The sequence below is a fragment of the Proteus faecis genome (assembly GCF_003144395.1).
In the GTDB taxonomy this organism is placed as follows: domain Bacteria; phylum Pseudomonadota; class Gammaproteobacteria; order Enterobacterales; family Enterobacteriaceae; genus Proteus; species Proteus faecis.
In genome coordinates this window covers 1-1,086 of record NZ_PENZ01000048.1, presented here as the reverse complement: position 1 = coordinate 1,086, position 1,086 = coordinate 1, and the positions used below count along the sequence as shown (strand labels likewise).

Annotated in this window: 1 protein-coding gene; it reads right to left on the bottom strand. The window is 44.7% G+C overall.

The features are described from left to right. Positions 1-57: 57 nt before the first annotated feature. Positions 58-1,086: phage portal protein (locus tag DK858_RS16685; protein ID WP_109398368.1), on the bottom strand; the 1,029-nt coding region annotated here is incomplete at its 5' end.

The window sequence follows — 1,086 nt, the reverse complement described above, 5'->3', positions numbered from 1 at the left end:
TTATTTTCCTCTCCCGCCTCTGCCCGAACCTCACCGACATAACATCGTGTTTCTTTTTCACTGCTCATCGTTATCCCCTTTTTGTTCTTCTGTTTTTCCCCCTGCAGACTTGGTGGCATTGACGCTCACTAACATTTCATCAAGACCATCAACAGGATTCATATCCTCAAAGGCACGCGCCTCATTACGGCTCATCCAACCATCTGTAATCGCAAAGTGGTAGAAATCAGCACGTTCTTTTGGTGTTCCACGTAGTAATCCCGCTAAATTAAATCGCACATAAAAGCCAGCCGTTCGCTCTTGTCGAGTAAACAAACGTCGGTTTAATTCCTGCTCCCAGTTCACCACCCACGGCATGATGGTATGTCGTACAAACTGGATGGATTGCTCTGAGATGTTTGAGAAAGTAGCTTTTTCGAGGTCGTTAATCATGTGAGCCGGCACATTGAAGATCCCTGCAATCATTGAGCGATTAAGTTTCAACATATCAATCAGTTGTGCATCAACAGGAGAAACAGTCAGCGCTTTGTAATCCAGATCCGCAGGTAAAAGCATGGTTTTATTTTCTTGGCTTCGTAGCATTCGGGAAGCTTTTTGCCACATATCTTTCAGTCGTTCCCATCCAGCTGTTTGTAACTCACCTTTTACTGAAACAATCCCCGCAGGACGAGCATTCCCCCCAAAGAAGGAGCTAGTGTACTTCTGCCCACTCATTCCCATGCCAATGGTTTCCGCATGTTGAATGATGGGGCTAATTCCCATTCTTTGATTGTTCCCCAACGCTCGAATATGGATCATGTCATCAGGACTAATGGCAAAATTACCCAATTCGTTATAAACGCCATACGTATATCGACCACCGGTATTAAGCAGTGTCGTTTCCCACGGCATACAAGCTTCTAAATTTGTCACCTCGCCTTTTCGGTTACGAATAACTTGGGTATAACCATTTCCCCAACCCAATACATGACGCTCTTTTGTTTCACGCCATTTATAGCTGGTTTGCCACTCGTTAGGCTCATCATGAACTAAATAAAACAAAGGATGATCACGCGCAGTTTCTACCCTATTACCCGACTTTCGCAT